This window comes from Lentzea sp. JNUCC 0626 (assembly GCF_043632865.1).
In the GTDB taxonomy this organism is placed as follows: Bacteria; Actinomycetota; Actinomycetes; order Mycobacteriales; family Pseudonocardiaceae; genus Lentzea.
In genome coordinates this window covers 9,848,694-9,865,317 of the sequence record NZ_CP171635.1, presented here as the reverse complement: position 1 = coordinate 9,865,317, position 16,624 = coordinate 9,848,694, and the positions used below count along the sequence as shown (strand labels likewise).

The following is a 16,624-nucleotide window of genomic DNA, read 5'->3' as shown; positions in this document are numbered from 1 at the left end:
ATTACGGGTAGCTGATGACGTTCACCGGGACCGTGCCCGGCGGTGTCACCGCCCCCACGCCGTTGATCACGTGGGAGATCGTGCCCTGGTAGTTGAGCGACACGGTGAGCAGGTTGTGCATCCTCACGCCGGACCGGTTGGGCACCTCGAACGCGTTCTCGGCGCGCACCGACGGGTTGACGTTGAAGAAGCAGTAGCTGCCCAGGCCCCACGCCTCGTGCGTCGTGACGCTGTCCGCGACCTTGTAGGCCGCGTAGCCCGTCACGCCGTTGGGCGCCATCCAGGCCGCCTGGTTCGGCACGTCGTACGGCATCTCGTTCTGGAAGAAGATGGTCCGCCCGCCGTTGCCGTTCCAGATCACCTGGTACTTCTGGTAGTGCTCGACGAACAGGCCGGTGGCCAGCACGTTGTTGCCGTTCACGACCAGGCCGGTGTCACCGATGGCCTCGTCCCAGCCCCACGTTCCGGCGTTGCCGTGGTCGGCACGCCAGATCCAGCTGTGGTCGATGATCGTGTTGTGGCTGTTGACGACCAGGCTGTTCGTCGCCTTGCCCGCGATGGCGCCGCCGACGCGGAAGAACACGTCCTGCAGCGTCGTCGGGTTGGACGCGTGCGAGGCCGACGACCCGGCCGGGCCGACCGTCAGCAGCGACGGGGACAGCGTGGTGCCGGCGTCGAACAGAATGCCCTTGATCCGCACGCCGTCGACGTCCGCGACCTGCATGGCCGTGACGCCGTTCTGCGGCACGATCGTCGCGTAGCCGATGCCCAGCACCACGGTGTTGGGCCGGGTGATGTTGATCGTCTGGTTGACGTTGTAGATGCCGGGCGTGAAGAACAGGTTGCAGCCGTTGCCGAGCGCCGCGTTGATCGTGGCGGCGGTGTCACCGGCCTTCACGACGTAGAACTCGCTCATCGGCTGTGAGGTGCCGGGCGTGCCGCCGTTGATCCACGACGCACCGGAGGCGTTGGTGCGCAAGGAAGGCAGGAACACCCGGTACTTGCCGTTCTCGAAGTAGAGGTACGGCACGTCGCGCGAGATCGGCGTCGTCGCCAGGTTGGTCGACGGCGGGGTCGGGAACGTCGTCGCGGGCGCGCCGGGCGTTCCGGAGAACACCATGTTCCACACGCCGCCGTTCCAGCTGCCGTAGTTGGAATCGCGGGTGTACCACTGCTGCTGCGAGACCGACGCGGTCTGCCCGGACACGCGGCTGTCGGCCGTGTAGCCGCCGGACGCGAAACCGTAGCTGGCCGGGTAGAGCGCCAGGTTGCCGCGGACGTCCATGCGGCGGAACGGCGCGGCCTGCGCGACGGCCCAGCGGTTGGTGCCGTTGCTGGGGACCACGGTCATGTTCTCGGCGGAGCGCCAGAAGTTCTGCAGCGCCACGCCCTTGTCGGACTCGTTGAACGCGTCCACGGTGATGTCACCGTTGATCACGACGTCACCGGGGTTCTTGCCGAGTCCGGAAACCGAGGTGTAGTAACCGACGTCGTCGTGGATGCCGCTGTACGTGCCGGGCTTGAACAGGTGCGCGACCCGGCGCGGTGCCATCTGCGCCGTGATCGTGTCCTTCTGGTTGTTGAAGTCGATGTCGAGCTGCGTCTGGATGCTCGTCGCCGACATGCTCGGGTCGAAGATCCGGGTGTTGGGCCCGAAGTTCGGCGTGTCGGACTGCAGACACCCCTGCTGCGTCCCGATCGTGTAGGTGGCGCTGGCCACGGCCGAGTTCGCGAGCCCCGACTTGATGCCGATCGCGCTGATGGTCCTGTTGCTGGGCACGGAGATCGGCCCGCTGTAGACCGGACTGCTGCCCGTCGGCGTCGACCCGTCCACTGTGTACCGAATGGTCGCACCGGACGTGCTCGTCGAGATGGTGACCGTCTGCGCGGACGCGTAGGCACCACCGGGCGGGCTGAACGTCGGCGTGGCGACCGGCGTGCCGATCACGTACGACGCGCTGCCCACCGCCGAGTTCGGCTGACCGGACTTGATGCCGATGGCGTTGATGGTCCTGTTGCTGGGCACCGAAATCGGCCCGCTGTAGACCGGACTGCTCGCCGTCGGCGTCGACCCGTCCGTGGTGTAGCGGATGGTCGCGCCGCTGGTCGAGGTCGAGATCGTCACCGTCTGCGCGGTCGAGTACGTGCCGCCCGGCGGGCTGAACGTCGGTGTCGCGACCGGTTGCGCCGCACCCTGGTGGGTGTAGCTGAAGTGCGGCGTGTCGTACTGCGGACCGCTCTTCTCGTAGGTGAACCAGTAGTCGATGACCGTGCCGGCCGACAGCGACCCGACGGTCTTCTGCCAGGTCCCGGCGTTGTTGGTCATCCGGAAGTTCTGCTGGGGAGTGCCCGAGATCAGGTAGTGCACGTCGACGTAGGCAGCAGGGGTCGTCGGCGTGAAGTTGATCCGGGCCTGAGTCGCGTCGATCGCGGTCACGTTCTGCGTGTAGTCGTCGGCCGCGTGGGCGGCCTGGACCGTCGCCAATGACGACAGGGCAATCGCTGCGGCGGCAAGTCCCCGCCGCCATCTCGTCTTTGAGAGCGCTCTCACACCTGGAACGGTAAAGCCGGGATGACGGTGAGGGAAGACGTAAGTTACGAGAAAGCCCGAACGCTCTAGTGGCGCGCGATCCCGGTCCCTGCTTTGTTTTCACCCGAACGAGCACCTGATTGTAGTGACTACAAGCCATAGCGTCGGCATATGACTGCATCCACGGCGTACAGCCGGGACCTCGGTGACGAGCTCCGGCGCCTCCGCGAGACCTGCATGGGCCTGAACGGCACCAAGATGGCCGAACGGCTCGGCTGGGACCCGAGCAAGGTCTCAACGGTTGAGAACGGCAGGGCGCGCGCGAGCGAGGTCGACCTCATCCAGTACTTGTCCATGTGCGGCAAGGACATCGACTTCATCAACGACTTCCGGCGCCGCTACCAGTACACCTTCGACGAGCACATCGTGCAGGTGTCCGACAACCTCCGCACCGTCGGCAAGGCCGAGGCGACCGCCGTGACGATCACCAGCTACGACACGATGGTCGTGCCGGGCCTCCACCAGATTCCGGCGACACAATCGGCCGGATTGCGTGTTCTACGTCCATGAGCTAGCACTGCAACAGCCGATGGGCGACGAGGCGGTCATGCAGGCCCAGTACAGGCGGCTGCACGCGGCGGCGCACATGATCCGGTTCGTTCCTGTGGACGTGCCCGTGCTGTCAGCCGGCTTCATGATGTGGGAGTACGAGAAGGCGAACCCGGTTGCCTACAGCGAGTCCGAGTTCGCGCGCGTCTTCGTACAAGACCTCAGTGCGATCGCGAAGGCACGACAGCGTGCCTCGGCAGGGCAATTCGTCGTCGGCCCAGCGGCTCTCGACTCGAAGAACGCGGGCGGCGACGTGCTCGCGTTCTCGGTTCCTGCCTGGCAGAGCCTGCTCGAGTTCCTCGGCTGGCTACTGCATGTTGGTGACGTGGCCGTGCGCGGCGTCGGCGGTGCACGTGTAGAGCTGCAGGTTGTAGCCGCGCCCGATCATCAGCATCGTCGGCTCGCTCGGCTGCGGGAACGGCGGGTGCCCGCCCTCCGCGTCCTCGACCGGCTGCCAGCTCCTCCCGCCGTCCCACTCCCCGGAGGCGAGGGTGAGCAGCGGCGCGACGTCGGCCCCGCAGTCGGGGCAGGACATCGGGAACGGGTCGGAGAAGCTCCACGGCCCGTGCCCACCGGCCTTGGTGCCGGGGGCCACCGCCAGGTTGTGCTGGTACGCCCCGTGGTTCCCGTCCTCCCACTCGCGGACCAGCGCGACCAGGTCCTGCGGCAGGCAGTGCGGCGCCGGGTACTCGACGACCTCTTCCGGGTGCAGCACGCACGGCTGCGGCAGGTAGTGCTCCTCCACGGCGGCGGGTGACGGTGGCGAAGCCAGCGGGTCGGTCACGTCGGCGGCGACTCGCCAGCGCACCGCGGTGCTGGGCACGTAGCCCTCGTCCTCGTGGTCCAACGGGCACCACAGCACCTGCAGCAGGTCCGCGCTGCCTGGCCAAACGAGACCCGGGACGTCACGCGCGTACAGCTGGGCGACCGGCACCATCGGCAACGGGCCGTCCACCGCGATCTCCTCGCCGTCGTCGACCCGGTCGACGACGACCTTCTCCTGCTCTGTCAACAGGTTCTGACCGGGCGAACGCGGGCGTGCCCACGCCTCGGCGAGAATCCTCCGTCGCTCCAACACGTCCGGCACCGAAGCGCCCTCGATCACCGGGCCTGCGTGCTCCAAGCACGTCGGCCACGCCTCGTCCGACGGCCACAGCAGCGGGCCGCCGACCGAGCTGTCCGCGGCGGTCGGGTCGCCCGGCCTGGGGTGCAGGCGCACGGCGGTGCGCGCGAGCGGTGCCAGGCCGGGGATGAGCGCCGCGATGTCGAACGGGCGCGGCGGGGTGGTGCGGACCATGGCGGTGATCGTAGCCGTGGGCTCAGGTTCCCCGGTTCTCGTTGAGGTAGTTGTAGATCGTGTAACGGGTGACCTCCAGGACGCCCGCCAGCGCGTCGACCGAGTCGCGGATGAGGAAGAAGCCCGCCTCGTCCAGCACCCGGACCACCTGGGACTTGTGCACCTTCTTCATCAGCTCGACCGGCACGCCGACGTCGGCGATCGCCTTCTCGACCAGGACGCGTTGCAGCGTGTCCACGTCCTGCGGGAACGACTCGACCGGGCCGGACGCCTCGTGGGCCGCGAGTTTGTTGACGCACAGGCACCCCACGGCCACGCCCGCCGCGTCGCGGACGAACGTGGTGGAGGACCAGATGGCCCGGCCGTCCGGGGCGTAGGTCTCGTAGCCCGGCATGTCGGTGGTCGTGCCGCGCCGGACGAGGCCCAGCAACAGGTCCGTCATCGGGCCGCCCACCTGGCGGCCGGTCAGCGCGCCGGCGATGGCGATGATCGAGTTCGGCAGCCGGGACAGGTCGTGCACGACGACCTCGGTGTCCGGGCCCAGCGCCGAGGCGAGGCTGTCGATGGTGGGGACGAGGGCCGAGAGCGCGGCCGGGATCGGCGAGGTCGCCGCGCCGGACAACGACTTCAGCGCCGCGCGCACCCGTTCCAGCGTGCCGCGCGAGGTGGTGGCGTGCGGCGACAACCGGACGTGTTCGGGGCGCACGGTGGCGGTGACACCGAAGGCGTTCAACGCCTCCCCCACCACCGACGCGGCCTCGGGCATGGTGAAGGCGAGGATGCCGGCCCGGCGGTCGCGGGCCGACACGATCTTGCCGCCCGCCGACAGCACGATCTCCTCGACCTCGCCGACGATCTCGCTCACGGCCGCGTCCAAAGAGGACACCCCGGCCAGCTCGACGAGTTCGAGTGCTTCGGCGAACGCACCGGACACGACCGGCGAGAGGTTCGTGATGTTCCACGACGCCGCGTCCGGGGCCGCGTCGTGCACGGAGTCGTCGAACAGGCCCGCGTCCAGCGCGCCCGTCCAGCCCGACAGCACCGGCGACATCCGTTCCAGCGCACGGTCCGACAGCACGACGAAGCCGGTGCTCCAGCCCGCGCGCAACCACTTCTGGCCGCCGACCACGAGCACGTCGGCGACCTCCCACGGTTCGTCGACCACGCCGAAGCCCTGGATGCCGTCCACGATCAGCAGGCGGTCGCCCACCACCTCCCGCAACGCGGCCAGATCGGCGCGGTAGCCGGTGCGGAAGTCCACAGCGGACACCGACAGCGCCGACACCTCCGGCGTCAGGCCGACCGACACCGCCGCCGGGTGCACGGGACCGTCGAGCACGATCGACGGCAGCCCCGCCCGCACCCACGGGTAGGTGTTGGACGGGAACTCCGCCGCCGAGTACATGACCGTGCCGGACAGGCCGAACGCGGCCTGGAAGAGGCCGATCGACGTGTTCGGCACGAGGGCCACGTGGTCGGTGTCCGTGCGGCACAGCCGGGCCACGGCCGCCTTCACCCGCTGCTCCTCGCGCATCAGGGTGTCCACAGTGGACGGCCCGGCGAGCGAGGCCTGCTCCATCAGCCGGGCGGTCGCGGTGACCACCGGCAGGGAGGGCGGGCCGAAGCGGGCGAAGTCGAGATACCCCTCCGGTTCGCGGAACTGCGAGAGGTACGAGGCGTCGATCAACTCAGAGCACCTTTGCGAGGAACTGTTGCGTGCGCGGCTGCTGCGGATTGTCCAGGACGTCGGCCGGGGTCCCGGTCTCCACCACCGCTCCGTCGACGAGGAACACCACGCGGTCGGCGACCGAGCGGGCGAAGCCGATCTCGTGAGTGACCACGATCATCGTCATGCCGTCGCGGGCGAGCGAGGTCATGACGTCGAGCACCTCGCCGACCAGCTCCGGGTCCAACGCGGACGTGGGCTCGTCGAACAGCATCAGCTTGGGCTTCATCGCCAGCGCCCGCGCGATCGCAACACGTTGCTGCTGACCACCCGACAGCTGGGCGGGGTAGGAACCGGCCTTTTCGGCCAATCCCACCCGTTCCAGCAGCTCCACCGCCTCCGCACGCACCTCCGTGCGGCCGCGCCCGAGCACCTGGACCGGGCCCTCCATGATGTTCTCCAGCGCCGTGCGGTGCGGGAACAGGTTGAACCGCTGGAACACCATGCCGACGTCCCGGCGCTGCGCCGCGACGTCCTTCTCCCGCAGCTCGTACAGCTTGCCCCCGGACGCGCGGAACCCGACCGGCACGCCGTCGACCCAGATGCGACCGGCGTCGATGGTCTCCAGGTGGTTCACGCACCGCAGGAACGTCGACTTGCCGGCGCCGGACGGGCCGAGCAGGCACACGACCTCGCCGCGTTCGACCTCCATGTCGATGCCCTTGAGGACCTCGGTGTGGCCGAACGACTTGCGGACCCCAACCGCCTCAACGAGGGCCATAAGCACGCTCCAGGTAGTGCTGCCCGATCGACGCGAGGGACACCATCACGAGGTACCAGGCCGCGGCGGCGAACAGGGTTTCCATGATCTCCAGGTTCCGCGACGAGATGTTGTTCGCGGCGTGGATCAGCTCCAGGAAGGCGATCACCGACGCCATCGAGGTGCCCTTGATCATGTTGATGAAGTTGTTGCCCGTGGGCGGGATGATCACCCGCATCGCCTGCGGCAGCACGACCCTGGTGAGCGTCTTGAGCGGCGTCATGCCGATCGACTTGGCCGCCTCGGTCTGCCCCTCGTCCACGCTGCTCAGGCCCGCGCGGACGATCTCCGCCATGTAGGCGCTCTCGTTGAGCCCCAGGCCGAGCAGCGCCGCGACGAACGCCGTCATGACCACGTTGGTGGGCACGGAGAACAGCATCGGGATGCTGATGTTCTTGAAGATCAGCGCGAGGTTGAACCAGATCAGGATCTGCAACAGCACCGGCAGGCCGCGGAACAGCCAGATGTAGCCGACCGCGAACCACCGCGCGACGGGGTTCGCCGACAGCCGCATCAACGCGATGACGACGCCGAGGACGATCGCGCCACCCTGTGCGGCGATAGCGAGCACGATGGTGTTGAGCAGGCCTTCGAGCATCGCGGGGTGGGTGAAGAACCCCGGCACGTCCTCCCACTGGATCTGGGCCTCGGACATCGCCCAGCCCAGCCCCGCGAGCACCAGCACGATGATCGCGCCGCTGACCCACCGCCAGGGGTGGCGCAGCGGCACGACCACCAGTTCCTCACTTGCCATTGATCTGGGCCTTCGTGATCGCACCCTGCTTGATGTCCCAGGTGGTGACGATCTTCTCGTAGGTGCCGTCGTCGATCAGGGACTGCAGCGCGGCCTTGATCGCCTCGGAGAGCTTGGCGTTCTTCTTCGCGACGCCGATGCCGTACGGGCCACCGTTGATCGGTGCGAGCGGCACGACCTCGAAGTAATCGCCGTCACCCGCGGTCTTCGCGACGTACACGGCGGTCGGCAGGTCGTTGAGGATCGCGGCGACGCGGCCGGTGCGCAGCTGGTTCTGGTTGCCGGTGTCGCTGTCGGTGACGCTCAGCGTCACCTCCTGCTTGCCCGCGGCCACGCACTTGGCGCTCTGCTCCTTGCCGAACTGCTCCTGCGAGCTGCCCAGGTTCACCGCGATGCCCTTGCCGCACAGGTCCTCGACGGACTTGACGCCCTGCGGGTTCCCCTTCTGCACCATGATCGTGATGCCGGAGGTGAAGTAGTCGACGAAGTCGATCTTCTGCTGACGTTCGGCGGTGTCGTTCATCGCGGCCATCGTCACGTCGACGCGGCCGGTCTCGAGGCTCGTGATCAGCGAGCTGAACGCCATGTCGCTGTGTTCGGCCTTGAGCCCGAGCTTGGCGGCGATCGCCTTGATCAGGTCGACCTCGGACCCCATCGGGGTCTTGCCGTCCTGGTCGTAGAAGTTGTTCGGCGGGTTCTGGATGTTCGACCCGACCTTCAACGTGCCGGCCGACGCGATCTCAGGCGGCAGCAGCGCGGCGAGCTTGTCGTCCTTCTGGACCGAGGAGAGGTCGGACGACGGCGGAGTGGACGTCTGAGTCGACTCAGACGTGGACCCGCAGGCAGCGAGCCCCAGTACGAGCAGCGAGGTCACGAGCAGGCGCGGCTTCATGGCCGGGAACCGTACAACGTCGAGTTGAAGACGTCCACAAAAAGTTGAAAAGCGGGCTCACGGCACTGGTCGTCACACACGAGCGCGGAGAGGAACCGGCGGTGAGCGCGTCAGCTCGACCGCCGGGAACGCCCTGCTCAGCAGCGGCCCCCGTCGTGGTCGACGGTGTGCGCGTTGGTCATCCGCGCGATGGCGACGGCCTCGTCCGCGATCTCGCCGAACGTGGTGTGCGCCGCAGCAGCGCCGCGACGAGGTGGAACCTCAACTTCATGTCGAGCTGCGGGAGCTGGTCCTCCAGCAGTTCGTCCGCCGGCGGGGTGCTCGTCGTCGAGCAGCACCGGGACGCCCCAGCCACCCAGGGTCGGCGCGATACCGGCACGGTCCAGCGGGGACGCGTCGCGTGCCGCGCGCAGCAGCTGTTCGGTCACCCGGCCCGGTGGCCGGCGAGTTCCTCCGCGTTGAGCAGGTGGGCCACGTCGAGGTGGCCGAGGGCGTTGCCGCACGCCTCCTCGTTCTCACTGAGCAGGTCCAGCAACGGCTCGGGAGCGTCCGCGGCGGAGCCGTAGACGTGGCCGAACTCGTCCCCGCGATCCAGCGTGACCGGGCGCACGCTGGGAATTCCATCGGCCCCCGCTTCGTTGGACGGAGAGCCCCCAGCGAACGAGGAGGACCAACATGGCGACGGTCGAGCTGACCAAGGAGAACTTCGACGAGGTGGTCGGCGGCTCCGAGGGCTCCGGCATCGTCCTGGTCGACTTCTGGGCCGAGTGGTGCGGTCCGTGCCGCGCGTTCGGGCCCACGTACGAGGCCGCTTCAGACAAGAACGAGGACGTCGTGTTCGGCAAGGTCGACACGGAGGCGCAGCAGGAGCTCGCGGCCACGTTCGGCATCCGGTCGATCCCGACGTTGATGATCGTGCGCGAAGGTGTCGTGCTGTTCTCGCAGCCCGGCGCGCTGCCCGCGCCGGCGTTGGACGACCTGATCGAGCAGGCTCGGAAGGTGGACATGGACGACGTGCGCGCGAAGGTGGCGGAGGCCCAGGCCCAGCAGGGCTGATTGGCCCAACGCACCTGTGGGTACCTGACGTGCATGAACAGCGACACGTCGACCGCGCAGCTGGTGCGCCAGCTGTCCGAGCAGGTGAGCACGCTCGCGCGCGATGAGATCCGTCTCGCCGTCGCCGAGCTGAAGGACAAGGGCAAGCACGCCGGTGTCGGCGCCGGGATATTCGGCGCGGCCGGCGTGTTCGCGTGGTGGGGCGGGCTCAGCGTCGTCGCTGGCCTGATCCTGCTGCTGGCCCTCGTAGTACCGCCCTGGGCGGCCGCGTTGATCGTCGCGGCCGCCCTTCTGCTGTTCGCGGGCGTTTTCGCGCTCGTGGGCAAGGGCCAGGTGAAGCAGGCGACCCCGCCCATGCCGCGGCAGGCGATGGACAACGTGCAGCAGGACATCGCGACGATCAAGGAGAGCGCGCACCGATGAGCGACGAGAAGAAGCAGCTGCAGGCGGAGGTCGAACGGGCCCGGCGTGAGCTGGGAGAGACCGTGGAGGCGTTGGCGCACAAGGTGGACGTGCCCTCCCGGGTGAAGGAACAGGCGCAGGAGACGCGGCTCAAGGTCACCGCGGCGGCGACCAGCGCGATCGACTCGGCCACCGCCGCCACGAACGACGCGATCGACTCGCTGCCCGAACCCGTGGCCGCGCAGGTCGAGAAGGCGCGCCGCCACCCCGGTGCGCTCGCGGCCGCGCTGATCGCGCTGGTCCTCGCGATCTGGGCGATTTCCCGGAGGAACCGATGAAACTCCTCTACCGGCCCCTGGGAATGTTGTTCGGCGCGCTCGGCGGGTTCCTCGCGACCGCCATCTTCGGCCAGATCTGGAAACTCGTCGCGGGCGACAAAGAAGCGCCCAGTGCCACCATGCGCAACCGCGCCTGGACCGAGGTGCTGCTGGCAGCGGCGTTGCAGGGCGCGATCTTCGGCCTGGTGAAAGCCGCGATCGACCGCGGTGGCGCCAAGGGTTTCCAGAAGCTCACCGGAGAATGGCCCGGCGACGAGGAAGATTGAGCGCGAAACGAGACGCGGTGGTTCACGACCGCACGACGGACGAATAGCCTGGCCCGGTCCCCCGGGAAAGGCCAGTGATGACTCGTCAACTGCGGACCCGTGCGCTTTCCTCGACGTTCGAGCCGCTCGACTCGGTGCCGGACGGGCAACGCCACCGGCTGGGCGTCGTGCGGTTCGCCGGCACGTCCTTCAACCCTGTGTTGAAGAACGGCCACCCCGAACTGAGCGTGCACCTCGCGGACGAGCACGACGGGTTCGCCGAGGTGTGGACGAGCGCGCGCGGCGTCGAATCCGGCGAGCACAAGGCGATCGCGTACGCGCACGACGGCGAGTACCTGTTCTGCGCGGGCCGGATCCCGCCGTGCGACGAGCACACCTACGCGGGCCGGCTCGCGTTCCGCGCGGCGCTCGAACTGGCGGGCAAGCTCGGCTACCACCACGTCTTCCGGATGTGGAACTACCTGCAGGACCTCAGTCCGCGGGTGTACCGGGAGTTCCTGCTCGGCCAGGCCGAGGCGTTCGCGCGGCGCCCGGTGACGTGGAGCGGGCTGACGGCGGCCACGGTCGTCGGTTCGCGCGGGGGCGGCATCGCGTTCCACTTCCTGGCTTGCCGCACCGGCGAGCCCGTCACGATCATCTCGGCCGGTGGCGCGCGGGGCGTCTACGCGCACGGGCGGCTGTACTTCACGGCGCCGTCGCTGGACGACGCCGAGGAGTTGATGAGCGCGCGCACGCTCGCGCAGTGGGGTGTCGACGACGGCTTCGGGCTGTCCGACGTGACGTCGCTGAAGATCTACTCCCGGCAGCCCGCGACCGCGCGGGACGACCGTCTGGCCACCGAGACGAGCGTGGCGTTCGTGCAGGCCACCCTGCTCGGCGACGAGCACGCCACGGAGTTCGAGGGCGTCGCGGGCTGAGGCCTGCAGATCTTTGAATCCTCAACTACTCTGGGCCTCATGCCACAGCCAGAGGGTGACGAGCTCGCCGCGATCCGGGCCAAGCGCGACGAACTGCGGGAACGGTACGTCAAGCCGCTCGCCGAACGGGGCGGCTCGCCGACGCGCGGGGTTCACCACATCGCGTTGATCTGCAAGGACGTCGAGGAGACGATCAAGTTCTACCAGGAGTTCCTCGGCTTCCCGTTGGTCGAGCTCGTGGAGAACCGCGACTACAACGGCTCCAGCCACTTCTTCTTCGACCTGGGCGCGAAGAACCTGCTGGGGTTCTTCGACTTCCCCGGCCACGACCACCCGGCGTTCTCCGAGACGATCGGTGCCGTTCAGCACCTGGCCCTCTCAACCTCGCCCGAGCGGTTCGACGAGATCAAGTCCAAGCTGGACGAGGCGGGGATCGAGTACCTGGGCCCCGACCGCGGCGTCGAGGACAGCCTGTACATCCGCGACCCCAACGGTGTAGGGATTGAGTTCTACCGGGAAGTTCTCGGTGAGTTCGAAGGCACGACGCTGATCAACTGAGGACGGAGTCGCAGTGGCGCAAGAGGTCAAGGGCATCGTCGCCCGGGGCAAAGGTCAACCCGTCGAGCTCACCTCGGTGCTGGTGCCCGATCCCGGCCCCGGCGAGGCCGTGGTGAAGATCCAGGCGTGCGGCGTGTGCCACACCGACCTGCACTACCGCGAGGGCGGCATCAACGACGAGTTCCCGTTCCTGCTGGGCCACGAGGCCGCGGGTGTCGTGGAGTCGGTCGGTTCCGGTGTCACGGATCTGGAGCCCGGCGACTTCGTCGTGCTGAACTGGCGCGCGGTCTGCGGCACGTGCCGTGCTTGTCGTCGCGGTAAGCCCTGGTACTGCTTCTCGACGTTCAACGCCACGCAGCCGATGACGCTGGCGGACGGCACGAAGCTCTCGCCCGCGCTGGGCATCGGCGCGTTCGTGGAGAAGACCCTGGTCCACTCCGGACAGTGCACGAAGGTCGACCCGTCCGCGCGCGCCGCGGCCGTCGGCCTGCTGGGCTGCGGCGTGATGGCCGGTGTCGGTGCCGCGATGAACACCGGTGGCGTCGGCCGCGGTGACTCGGTGGCCGTGATCGGCTGCGGCGGTGTCGGTGACGGCGCCATCGCAGGCGCCCGCATCGCCGGTGCCGCGAAGATCATCGCCGTGGACACCGACCCGCGGAAGCTGGAGTGGGCCAAGGGTTTCGGCGCCACGCACACCATCAACGCCCGCGAGGTCGACGACGTCGTGGTGGCGATCCAGGACCTGACGGACTCGTTCGGCGCGGACGTCGTGATCGACGCGGTCGGCCGCCCGGAGACGTGGAAGCAGGCGTTCTACGCCCGCGACCTCGCCGGAACCGTTGTCCTGGTGGGTGTTCCGACGCCGGACATGCGGATCGACATGCCGCTGATCGACTTCTTCGGCCGCGGCGGAGCGCTCAAGTCCTCCTGGTACGGCGACTGCCTGCCGTCGCGCGACTTCCCGATGCTGGTGGACCTCTACCAGCAGGGCCGCTTCGACCTGGACGCGTTCGTCAGCGAGGAGATCGCGCTCGACGGCGTCGAGGCCGCGTTCGAGAAGATGCACCACGGCGACGTGCTGCGATCGGTCGTGGTGTTCTGATGGCGTTGCGCGTAGACCACACCGTCACCTCCGGCACGTTCTCGCTCGACGGCGAGACCTTCGACGTCGACAACAACGTCTGGGTCATCGGCGACTCGTCGGAGTGCGTCGTCATCGACGCACCGCACGACGTGGACGCGATCCTCAAGGCGGTCGACGGCCGCCGCGTGGTCGCGATCCTGCTGACCCACGCGCACGACGACCACGTCCGCGTCGCCCCGGACCTGGCGCACGCGACCGGCGCGCCGATGGCGTTGCACCAGGCCGACCACGTGGTGTGGAACCTGACGCACACGGGCGTGCTTCCGCACCAGGCTTTGGAAGACGGCCAGGTGCTCACCGTGGGCGGCGAGGAGATTCGCGTGCTGCACACGCCCGGCCACTCGCCGGGTGCCGTGTGCTTCTACGTGCCTTCGCTCGGTGCGGTGTTCACCGGGGACACGCTGTTCCAGGGCGGGCCGGGCGCGACGGGCCGGTCGTTCTCGGACCGGCCGACGATCGAGGCGTCCATCCGGGAGAAGCTGCTGACGCTGCCCGGCGACACGGTGGTGCACACGGGCCACGGCGCGGACACCACGATCGCGGCCGAGGTGTTCTAGCAGCGGTGTTCTAGCCAGCCCTCAGAACCGCGGAGGCCGCTTCTCCAGGAACGCCGTCACGCCCTCGGCGTAGTCGGCGCTGGAGGCGGCCTCCGCGTACAGGGCCCGCACGAAGTCGTCCTCGTGCCCGCCGTCCGTGATCGAGTTGATGATCTTCTTGGCACCCCGCACCGACACCTGCGCCCGCCCCGCGATCTGCTCGGACAGCTCCTTCACCCGAGCGTCCAAGGACTCGACGACCTCGTTCACCAGCCCGATCCGCAACGCCGTGGCCGAGTCGATCAGGTCCGCCGAGAACAGGATCTGCTTCGCCCAGGCCGGGCCCACCGCGTCCACCAGCGCCTTGGTGGAGGTGAAGTTGTAGACGATGCCGAGCTTCGCGGGCGTGATGCCGAACCGGGCGTCGACGGAAGCCACCCGGATGTCGCAGGCGAGAGCGATCTCGCAGCCGCCGCCGACGCAGAACCCGGACACGGCGGCGATCGTCGGTTTGCCGAGCTGGGAGATGGCGCGTTCGCCCAAATGCACCGCCTCGCCGTAGTGCGAGGCGCCCTCGGGACCCCGCCTCAACGACCCGAACTCGGCGATGTCGGCACCGGCGGAGAAGTGCTCGCCACCCCGGATGACCAGCACGCGGACGTCGTCGGCGGCGGCGACGCGGGCCATCAGGCCGGGCAGCGCCGACCACATGTCGTGGGACATGGCGTTGCGCTTGGCCGGGCGGTTGATCGTCAACGTCGCTACCGGGCCGGACGCGGTCAGTTCCAGGAACTCGCTCACCCGCCGCACGATACCGATCGGTATCTCACGGCACGCGAGGTCTCATATGGGCAGGAATGCGTTCACGCCCTTGTAAAGTGCCTTGCCGAGAAGGGGAGGGAACGTGACCGCGGCCGCCATCGGCGCTTCGACGCTGCGCACGCTCGCGGTGCGCCTGCGCACCAGTGCGCCGGTGTCCGCGCGCATCCTCTCCGAGCTGGCGAGCGAGCTCGACCGGGGCGGGCCGGTGGCGGACCTGCTGTGCTCGCACAGCGCCGTGCACAGCCCGTTGTTCGGCATCCAGGCGCTCGCGGGTGTGCGGTTGCTGATGCTGTCGGGCAAGGCGCCGGAACTCAGCCAGCGGTTCGCGAGCGCGCACGCGGCGGCGATGGCCGGGGAGTCCGACTCGACGGCGTTGCTCGCGTGGCTCGCGGCTCGGCGGGCGATCGTCGAGAACGCGGGCGAGATCCTCGCGGCGCTCGACCGGACCGTGCAGCAGCACCAGCCCAAGACGGCCGGGTTCCTGCTGCGGGGACTCACGATGATCGGCGCGCCGAAGGTCAGGCTGCTCGAACTCGGCGCGTGCGCCGGGCTGAACCTCATCCTCGACCACTACCGCTGGTTCGGCCTCGGCTGGGAGTGGGGCGACCAGGACTCGCCGGTGCGCCTCGCCGCCGTCGGGCCGCAGCCGCCGCCCAAGCTGGAGATCGTCGACCGGGCCGGCTGCGACCTCCAGCCGCGCGACCCCGCCGACCCCAAGCACGCGATGATCCTGCACTCGTTCATCCCGCCCGAGCACGACGCGCTGCGCTGGGACCTCGACGACGCCGTCGAGGTCGCGGCCAGGGTCGGCGTGAAGGTGGCGCGCTCCCCCGCCGGCCGGTGGTTGCGGGAGAACCTCGTGCCGCCTGAGGAGCGCGGCACGTACACGGTGATCTGGCACAGCTCGTTCTGGGCGTACCTCACCGAGGACGAGCGCAACGAGATCGAGACGACGCTGACCGCGGCGGCCGGGTCGATGCCACTCGCGCGCGTTGCCTACGAGTCGACAGACTTTCGCTCAAACCCCCGCCTGACGGTCACCCTCTACAGCTAACCTCCGGCGGCGTGAAAACGATCCGCGCTGGTCTGGTGGCGATCGCACTGCTCGCCCTGACCCCTGCACCCGCCCATGCCGTGACCGATCACGACCTCGCCTTCCACTGGGCGCCGGTCCACTACCAGGACACCGACTCGTCCGACTACGACGCCGACTACCTGTCCACAGTGGACTTCGACGGCGACTGGAACACGCTGAACAACTGGGAGAACCAGCCCCAGCTCGCAAAGCTCACCGGCGCCGCCTACTACAGCGTCACGGAGACCTCGACGCACTGGTTCCTCGTCTACGGCTTCTACCACCCGCGCGACTGGGACGACCAGCCCGACCCGTTCGGCACCAGGACCCACGAGAACGACCTGGAAGGCATCCTGCTCGCCGTCCGCAAGGACGCCGGATTCGGCAAGCTCGAAGCCGCGATCACGGTGGCGCACAGCGACTTCTACTCCTACACCCCCGCCGGGTCGCCGTACACCAACGGCAGCGAGACCATCGACGGCACGTTGCTGCTCTCCAACGGCCGCCCCACCACGTTCCAGGAAGCCAAGGGCCACGGCCTCTACCGCTGGAACGGCGCCGAGTTCCCCGGCGGCGACGGCGTGGTCTACGTGCCCGCCACCACCGGCGAGGTGCCGTCGAACGGCAACGACCGCAGCGTCGACTACCGGCTCGTGAACATCCTCGACGCCAACGGCATGTGGGCACGCCGCAACAACACGGAGACGTTCGCGTCGTTCGGCACGTTCCGCGGTGACAACGGCAAGGACAACGCCGCGCACGCGCCGTGGGGCTGGGACGACCAGAACGACGGCCCGATCTACCGCGGCTACCTGGCCACGGACCCGGCCGCGGTGTTCGACCGCTACTTCGAGAACAAGGGCACCTTCAGCCTGACCTACACGCGCAACGCCTTCCGCTGACCCGGCGCAAACGTTTACAGTGTGTTTCACCGCCGCCGTG

General features: G+C 68.7%; 20 protein-coding genes and 1 pseudogene. 12 read left to right on the top strand and 9 right to left on the bottom strand.

Features of this window, described 5'->3' with window-relative positions:
• Position 1: 1 nt before the first annotated feature.
• Positions 2 to 2,551, bottom strand: coding sequence for a chitobiase/beta-hexosaminidase C-terminal domain-containing protein (locus tag JNUCC0626_RS46515; RefSeq protein WP_394616991.1), 2,550 nt, complete (start codon positions 2,549 to 2,551; stop codon positions 2 to 4).
• A 150-nt stretch (positions 2,552 to 2,701) separates the two neighbouring features.
• On the opposite strand from JNUCC0626_RS46515, the gene JNUCC0626_RS46510 reads away from it, so the two are divergent.
• A complete protein-coding gene (locus JNUCC0626_RS46510) occupies positions 2,702 to 3,100 on the top strand; it encodes a helix-turn-helix domain-containing protein (protein WP_394616990.1) in 399 nt (132 codons plus the stop codon).
• Positions 3,084 to 3,266: pseudogene (locus JNUCC0626_RS46505) on the top strand (Scr1 family TA system antitoxin-like transcriptional regulator); the annotation flags it as partial. The gene JNUCC0626_RS46510 and the pseudogene JNUCC0626_RS46505, both read left to right, overlap by 17 nt.
• Before the next feature lie 180 nt (positions 3,267 to 3,446).
• Here the strand turns inward: JNUCC0626_RS46505 and JNUCC0626_RS46500 are convergent.
• From JNUCC0626_RS46500 to JNUCC0626_RS46470, 7 genes are all read right to left on the bottom strand, one after another.
• Complete coding sequence (locus tag JNUCC0626_RS46500; RefSeq protein ID WP_394616989.1) at positions 3,447 to 4,436, bottom strand: hypothetical protein; 990 nt, start codon at positions 4,434 to 4,436, stop codon at positions 3,447 to 3,449.
• Positions 4,437 to 4,458: 22 nt separating this feature from the next.
• Entirely contained in the window at positions 4,459 to 6,123 is a 1,665-nt protein-coding gene (locus JNUCC0626_RS46495; protein ID WP_394616988.1) for an aminotransferase class V-fold PLP-dependent enzyme, read from the bottom strand.
• 1 nt (position 6,124) lies between these two features.
• Positions 6,125 to 6,883 carry an amino acid ABC transporter ATP-binding protein gene (locus JNUCC0626_RS46490; RefSeq protein ID WP_394616987.1) on the bottom strand — a complete coding sequence of 253 codons (759 nt, stop codon included), beginning with the start codon at positions 6,881 to 6,883 and terminating at the stop codon, positions 6,125 to 6,127.
• On the bottom strand, positions 6,870 to 7,676 hold the full coding sequence (locus tag JNUCC0626_RS46485; protein ID WP_394616986.1) for an amino acid ABC transporter permease: 807 nt from the start codon (positions 7,674 to 7,676) through the stop codon (positions 6,870 to 6,872). Before JNUCC0626_RS46485 ends, JNUCC0626_RS46490 begins: the two co-directional genes overlap by 14 nt.
• Positions 7,666 to 8,568, bottom strand: a complete 903-nt coding sequence (locus tag JNUCC0626_RS46480) for an ABC transporter substrate-binding protein (RefSeq protein ID WP_394616985.1) — start codon at positions 8,566 to 8,568, stop codon at positions 7,666 to 7,668. The genes JNUCC0626_RS46485 and JNUCC0626_RS46480 overlap by 11 nt, the downstream gene beginning before the upstream one ends.
• Positions 8,569 to 8,705: 137 nt before the next feature.
• Entirely contained in the window at positions 8,706 to 8,996 is a 291-nt protein-coding gene (locus tag JNUCC0626_RS46475) for a hypothetical protein (RefSeq protein ID WP_394616984.1), read from the bottom strand.
• A complete protein-coding gene (locus JNUCC0626_RS46470; protein WP_394616983.1) occupies positions 8,993 to 9,178 on the bottom strand; it encodes a hypothetical protein in 186 nt (61 codons plus the stop codon). Before JNUCC0626_RS46470 ends, JNUCC0626_RS46475 begins: the two co-directional genes overlap by 4 nt.
• A 65-nt stretch (positions 9,179 to 9,243) precedes the next feature.
• Between JNUCC0626_RS46470 and trxA the strand changes: the two genes are divergently transcribed.
• The 8 genes from trxA (at position 9,244) to JNUCC0626_RS46430 (ending at position 13,806) form a co-directional block, all read left to right on the top strand.
• Positions 9,244 to 9,624, top strand: coding sequence for a thioredoxin (gene trxA / locus JNUCC0626_RS46465; RefSeq protein ID WP_394616982.1), 381 nt, complete (start codon positions 9,244 to 9,246; stop codon positions 9,622 to 9,624).
• 33 nt (positions 9,625 to 9,657) lie between these two features.
• Positions 9,658 to 10,047 carry a phage holin family protein gene (locus tag JNUCC0626_RS46460; RefSeq protein WP_394616981.1) on the top strand — a complete coding sequence of 130 codons (390 nt, stop codon included), beginning with the start codon at positions 9,658 to 9,660 and terminating at the stop codon, positions 10,045 to 10,047.
• Entirely contained in the window at positions 10,044 to 10,364 is a 321-nt protein-coding gene (locus tag JNUCC0626_RS46455) for a DUF3618 domain-containing protein (protein WP_394616980.1), read from the top strand. Before JNUCC0626_RS46460 ends, JNUCC0626_RS46455 begins: the two co-directional genes overlap by 4 nt.
• On the top strand, positions 10,361 to 10,630 hold the full coding sequence (locus JNUCC0626_RS46450) for a DUF4235 domain-containing protein (RefSeq protein WP_090101560.1): 270 nt from the start codon (positions 10,361 to 10,363) through the stop codon (positions 10,628 to 10,630). Before JNUCC0626_RS46455 ends, JNUCC0626_RS46450 begins: the two co-directional genes overlap by 4 nt.
• A gap of 77 nt (positions 10,631 to 10,707) precedes the next feature.
• On the top strand, positions 10,708 to 11,547 hold the full coding sequence (locus JNUCC0626_RS46445) for a hypothetical protein (RefSeq protein ID WP_394616979.1): 840 nt from the start codon (positions 10,708 to 10,710) through the stop codon (positions 11,545 to 11,547).
• 39 nt (positions 11,548 to 11,586) lie between these two features.
• Complete coding sequence (locus JNUCC0626_RS46440) at positions 11,587 to 12,105, top strand: VOC family protein (protein WP_394616978.1); 519 nt, start codon at positions 11,587 to 11,589, stop codon at positions 12,103 to 12,105.
• A gap of 13 nt (positions 12,106 to 12,118) precedes the next feature.
• Positions 12,119 to 13,207, top strand: coding sequence for an S-(hydroxymethyl)mycothiol dehydrogenase (locus JNUCC0626_RS46435; protein WP_394616977.1), 1,089 nt, complete (start codon positions 12,119 to 12,121; stop codon positions 13,205 to 13,207).
• A complete protein-coding gene (locus JNUCC0626_RS46430; protein WP_394616976.1) occupies positions 13,207 to 13,806 on the top strand; it encodes an MBL fold metallo-hydrolase in 600 nt (199 codons plus the stop codon). The genes JNUCC0626_RS46435 and JNUCC0626_RS46430 overlap by 1 nt, the downstream gene beginning before the upstream one ends.
• A 21-nt stretch (positions 13,807 to 13,827) precedes the next feature.
• On the opposite strand, the gene JNUCC0626_RS46425 is transcribed toward JNUCC0626_RS46430, so the two are convergent.
• The gene (locus JNUCC0626_RS46425) at positions 13,828 to 14,586 is read right to left on the bottom strand and encodes an enoyl-CoA hydratase/isomerase family protein (RefSeq protein ID WP_394616975.1); all 759 of its coding nucleotides are present in this window, start codon (positions 14,584 to 14,586) and stop codon (positions 13,828 to 13,830) included.
• A 103-nt stretch (positions 14,587 to 14,689) separates the two neighbouring features.
• On the opposite strand from JNUCC0626_RS46425, the gene JNUCC0626_RS46420 reads away from it, so the two are divergent.
• Together JNUCC0626_RS46420 and JNUCC0626_RS46415 are read left to right on the top strand one after the other, a co-directional pair.
• Positions 14,690 to 15,661, top strand: coding sequence for a DUF2332 family protein (locus JNUCC0626_RS46420; RefSeq protein WP_394616974.1), 972 nt, complete (start codon positions 14,690 to 14,692; stop codon positions 15,659 to 15,661).
• Positions 15,662 to 15,672: 11 nt separating this feature from the next.
• Complete coding sequence (locus JNUCC0626_RS46415; protein WP_394616973.1) at positions 15,673 to 16,584, top strand: hypothetical protein; 912 nt, start codon at positions 15,673 to 15,675, stop codon at positions 16,582 to 16,584.
• Positions 16,585 to 16,624 lie beyond the last annotated feature (40 nt).